Origin of the sequence: Bradyrhizobium sp., from assembly GCF_016462955.1 — a bacterium.
Taxonomy (GTDB): domain Bacteria; phylum Pseudomonadota; class Alphaproteobacteria; order Rhizobiales; family Xanthobacteraceae; genus Bradyrhizobium.
This window is the reverse complement of the sequence record NZ_JAEMSD010000149.1, coordinates 8,992-13,767: the sequence shown is the minus strand read 5'-3', so window position 1 is coordinate 13,767 and position 4,776 is coordinate 8,992. Positions and strand designations below refer to the sequence as shown.

The 4,776-nt window shown below is 63.9% G+C and carries 3 protein-coding genes and 2 pseudogenes; 2 read left to right on the top strand and 3 right to left on the bottom strand.

Annotated features, from left to right (window positions below):
- A pseudogene (locus JHD07_RS17075) lies at window positions 1-434 on the top strand (MFS transporter); the annotation flags it as partial.
- On the opposite strand, the gene JHD07_RS17070 reads toward JHD07_RS17075, so the two are convergent.
- From JHD07_RS17070 to JHD07_RS17060, 3 genes are all read right to left on the bottom strand, one after another.
- On the bottom strand, window positions 431-2,239 hold the full coding sequence (locus JHD07_RS17070) for a hypothetical protein (protein ID WP_291624279.1): 1,809 nt from the start codon (window positions 2,237-2,239) through the stop codon (window positions 431-433). The pseudogene JHD07_RS17075 and the gene JHD07_RS17070 overlap by 4 nt on opposite strands.
- A gap of 166 nt (window positions 2,240-2,405) precedes the next feature.
- On the bottom strand, window positions 2,406-3,083 hold the full coding sequence (locus JHD07_RS17065) for an RlmE family RNA methyltransferase (RefSeq protein WP_291624277.1): 678 nt from the start codon (window positions 3,081-3,083) through the stop codon (window positions 2,406-2,408).
- 1 nt (window position 3,084) lies between these two features.
- Window positions 3,085-4,170 carry a Ppx/GppA phosphatase family protein gene (locus JHD07_RS17060; RefSeq protein WP_291624276.1) on the bottom strand — a complete coding sequence of 362 codons (1,086 nt, stop codon included), beginning with the start codon at window positions 4,168-4,170 and terminating at the stop codon, window positions 3,085-3,087.
- A 209-nt stretch (window positions 4,171-4,379) separates the two neighbouring features.
- Between JHD07_RS17060 and JHD07_RS17055 the strand changes: the two are divergent.
- A pseudogene (locus JHD07_RS17055) lies at window positions 4,380-4,776 on the top strand (xanthine dehydrogenase family protein molybdopterin-binding subunit); the annotation flags it as partial.

Genomic DNA, 4,776 nt, shown 5'->3' with positions numbered 1-4,776 from the left:
TCATCATGGTGATCCTGGTGGTCGGCGGCTTCTTCCGCTCATTGGAGTTCACCGCGATCAACACGGTCGCCTATGCCGAGGTCGAGACCGCGCAGATGAGCCGCGCCACGACGCTGGTCAGCGTCAACCAGCAGCTCGCGGTCTCCGCCGGCGTCGCCGTCGGCGCGGCCTGCGTCGAGACGACGATGTGGTTCCACCATGTCAGCGAGCTCAACGCGACCGTGTTCGCGCCGGCTTTCGTCGTGGTCGCGCTGACCTCGGCCGCTTCGAGCTGGTTTTTCTGGCAAATGCCCGCCGACGCCGGCAACGAGATCTCCGGCCGCAAGGCGGTGGAGATCGCGAGCCGCAAGGGCGCCGGCAAGGGCGCGGAGAAGGCTGCGGTCAAGGCGGCGAGCGAGGATACCCAGGACGTGCGGGACCAGAGGCTGGGCTAGGGCCCGACGACCGACGGCAACACCCGGTAGAGCGAAACGCCCAAACCCAGCGTATCGGACAAAGTGAGCCTTCCGTTAGTGACGGTGCCCGTCAGCGACGTCTTCTGCAGTTCGGACGAATAGGTTGCATCGACCAGGAAGAGCGCCAGATTGCTGTGCGTCGCATCGATCAAGTAACGTTCCACGGTCACTGGTCCGTTGAGGAAAGGCAGATTGTCGATGGCGAGCGAGAACGCCTCCGGCGTCTCGGCCGACGTGTTGTTTCCAAAGACGCGCGTCGCATCGTAATTGTACAGCATGACGTTGGCGGTGGAGCTGCCGCCATCCCAGGTCGCGAACGCATTGAGGTGGGACCCGGACCCGCCGGTCAGGGCTGCCTGCACGCGCTGGCCGGACATCTTGTTGTACATCTTGAAGAGGTTCGCAACCGGCTTCGGATAATAGTCGGCCGGGGCCTCGCCACGCGGCACCTTGTGCAGCAGGCTCGCCTGTCCCGTGTAAGGCGCGATGTTCGGATCGCCCTGGCCGTCACCGATGATGAGATACGATCCCATCGAGATCTTCTTCTTCAACGCTTCGTGCAGGAACGCCGCCGTCCAGGCCGCCCCCTTGTGCGAGTAATTGACGTCAGTTGCCTCATAGGCCGTCGGGCCCCATTCCGACAGGAACAGCTTGACATCCAGCATGCTGGCGTTGTTCGCCCTCAGCGCGTCCAGCTTGGCCTTGACCGTGTCGACCAGATTGCCGAAGTACGCAAAGCCGCCAGTGCCGTCCGTCGAGCCGTAGTAGTGGAATGAGAAGCGATCGAGCCGCGCGTTGAATTTTGACAGATACGTATCTGCCAGCGGATTGAAGGTCTGGTCGAGAAAGACCTCCTCCAAAGTCGGAAGATTCTCCGCCGGATAATAGGCAAGGCTCAGTCCAACCAGGGCCGGTCCGGCCATTTCCAGGGTCTTGCCGCTATAGTTCTGGTTGGCGGCGAGTTCGTTTCTGATGTTCTCGATCGCCTTCGAGAAGACCTTCTGAACCGGCAAGAGCTGCCTCGGCAGACGGCGCGCGTCGAGCTGATAGGGATAAGACAAGGTCTGGTCTTCGGCACTGGACATCGTGTGGGATTGCAACGGGGGCCACTGATTGAGGACATATTTGGTCGGGTCCATCCACCACAGCCAACGGCCCCAAGATCCCAACGGCTTGAGCGTATAGGCGGACGGATTGGTGTCGTTCCAGTTCTCCGGAGCCGTATCGGCGATATCAGCCTCGTTGCTGACCTCGAAGATGACGGAAGGCGCCCCGCCATCGAACGACTTCTTGGCGATGTAGCGCACGAGAGCGTCGGCATATTTCTGGAAGAGTGCAGGAGCCGGTCCGTCCACAGCCCAACTCTCACCAGGTCCGTATTGCACGAAGCGCGGCGGCATGAAGGACCCGACCGCCACATGAGGCGAGAGCCCGCGGACCAGGGCCCAATCCAGATGCCACCCCAATGGCTGGCACTCGCCCGGATGGAAGACGCCGTCAAGCGTGTACCCGAACACATCCCCGGTCTGGTCGACGTCGCAATAGACATCGCTGAGCAGCAGGCGCGTCCGCTTCATGCCGGTATCGGTGATGATCTGGTTGAACTGATCGAAAGCCTGTTCTGACGGGCTGTTCGCGCTCTGATAGATTTTCTTGAGATCGCCGAGATCGTCATTGCCGCTTAGGCCGATGTTGAAAGACACCTGCGTGTCGACCGTGATCGACGTTTGCGCGCGGGACGCTGCTGCGAAGCCGAGACTGAGTAGGAGGGACAGGAGTGACATCAAGGCAAGTCGTCGCGCAAGCATGCACCGACAGTCAGACAGGCACTGCATAATCCCCTCCACCCGCTTGAATTGCAGATTGAGAGATTATCATTCTTAGATGTTATCTATGTGAATATCCTGCGGCGATCGCGGGACGCGCTACCTATTCTAGCGCGATGACTTGCTAAGCCCCGCGAAACCCCGTCGCCAGGACGTAGCGCTCCGAAGAATCCTGCCGGCTTGCGGCCGGCTTCACATGCCGCACCGTGGCGAAATCGCGCTTGAGCTGGGCGAGCAGCTCGGCGTCGGCGCCGCTCTGGAAGGTCTTGGCCAGGAAGGCGCCGCCGGGCTTGAGCACGTCGCAGGCGAAGGCGGCTGCGGTCTCGACCAGGCCGACGATGCGGAGCTGGTCGGTCTTGCGGTGGCCGGTGGTATTGGCGGCCATGTCGGACATCACCATGTCGGCCTTGCCCCCCAGCATCGCGGTCAGCTTGTCGGGCGCGTCGTTGTCCATGAAGTCGAGCTGGGCGAAGTCGACGCCCGGAATCTCGGGCATCTCCAGCAGGTCGATCGCAACGACCTTGCCTTTGCCTTCCGTGGAGCCGACACGCTTGGCGGCGATCTGGCTCCAGCCGCCGGGCGCGGCGCCGAGATCGACCACGGCCATGCCGGGTTTCAACAGCCGATACTTGTCGTCGATCTCGAGGAGCTTGAACGCCGCACGCGAGCGGTAGCCCGCCGCCTTGGCCTTCGCCACATAGGGATCGTTGAGCTGCCGCTCCAGCCATAGCTTCGACGACAATTTGCGCTTGCCGCCGGTCTTGACCTGGACGTGCAAGCGGCCGGTGGTGTCTTTCGCCATCTCACCAGCTCCTGAGCGCGCCGTCCTCGCGCATCATCTCGACCAGCATGCCCTCGCGCAGGCCCCGGTCGGCAACGCGCAGGCGCGGCAGCGGAAAGGCACGCCTGATCGCATCGAGGATGGCGCAGCCGGCCAGCACGAGATCGGCGCGCTCGACGCTGATGCAGCTGTTGCTCGCACGCTCCTCGTAGCTCATGCCGAGCAGCTTGCCGATGGTCGCGGTGATGTCGGCATCTTTCATCCAGATGCTGTCGATGCGGCGGCGGTCGTAGCGCGCGAGGTTGAGATGGAGGCCGGCGAGCGTGGTCACCGTGCCCGACGTTCCGAGCAGATGCATGCCGGCGAGCTCGCGTCCGTGCTTTTCGGCGAACGGCGCGACGTGGTGCGCTACCTCCTGCTCCATGGCGGCATAGATCTCCGGCGTCACGTCCCGGCCGCCGAACTGCTCGGCAAGCGTGACCACGCCGTAGGGGATGGACATCCAGGCCTTGATCCGCGGCTCCGGATTTTCCGGATCGCGCTCGATCCGCACCAGTTCGGTGGAGCCGCCGCCGATGTCGAACAGGATCGCGCCCCTGCCCCTGGGGTCGACGAGCGGCGAGCAGCCGAGCACCGCCAGCGCGGCCTCGGTCTCACGGTCGATCACCTCGAGCTCGATGCCGGTCTGGGCCGCAACCCGGCTGCGGAACCCTTCTGCATTGGAAGCCGCGCGACAGGCTTCGGTCGCGATCAGCCGCAGCCGACGCGCCTTCCGCAGATTGATCTTGTCGCGGCAGATGCTGAGCGCGGCGATGGCGCGCTCGATCGCGGCCTCGCTGATGCACCCCGTCGCCGTGACGCCCTCCCCGAGCCGGATGATGCGCGAGAAGGAATCGACGACGCGAAAGCCGTCCTGGGTCGGACAGGCGATCAGCAGCCGGCAATTGTTGGTGCCGAGGTCCAGCGCCGCGTAGACGCCGGTTCCCGGCGCTTGCGCGGCGACGGCGGGTTCGGTGGCCAAGGCCACCGCCGCCATCGACCCCTCCAGCTCACCGGGCGGCCCATGTTGGCTGACATGGCCGTCGCGGAGCCGCGTGTGGTCATTCATACAAACTGTCTTTCCGCGGCCAAAAGAGCCGATCTGGAATTGCTTTTTCGCCTGAAACATTAGCAGCGCGGCAGGCCTGCGCAACAACGCTTCACATGGGACCATGCCCATTCGTGCGTTGTCGTGACCGGGGCGGTGGGGTATCTGAGGGAGGCCGGTGCCCCGCTGCCGCGAAAATGCGCAAATGCCGGCTTTTCAGGTCAAATCCCATGCAAGAACACACCAAGTCGACTACGCTCGAGAACGCTATTGCACTGCAAAAGTACGGCGTCGGGCAGCCGGTCCGCCGCAAGGAGGACGACACGCTGGTGCGCGGCAAGGGCCGCTATACCGACGATTTCAACCTGCCGGGCCAGGCCTATGCCGTGGTCGTCCGTTCCACCCATGCCCATGGCGTCATCCGCGGTATCGGCATCGATGCCGCCAGGGCGATGCCGGGCGTACTGGGCGTCTGGACGGGCCGAGATCTGGATGCCGCCGGCTACGGCCCCTTCACCTGCGGGCTGCCGCTGAAGAGCCGTGACGGCTCGCCCCTGCTCCAGACCAACCGCCAGCCGCTGGCGACCGACAAGGTCCGCTTCGTCGGCGATCCCGTGGTCAACATGC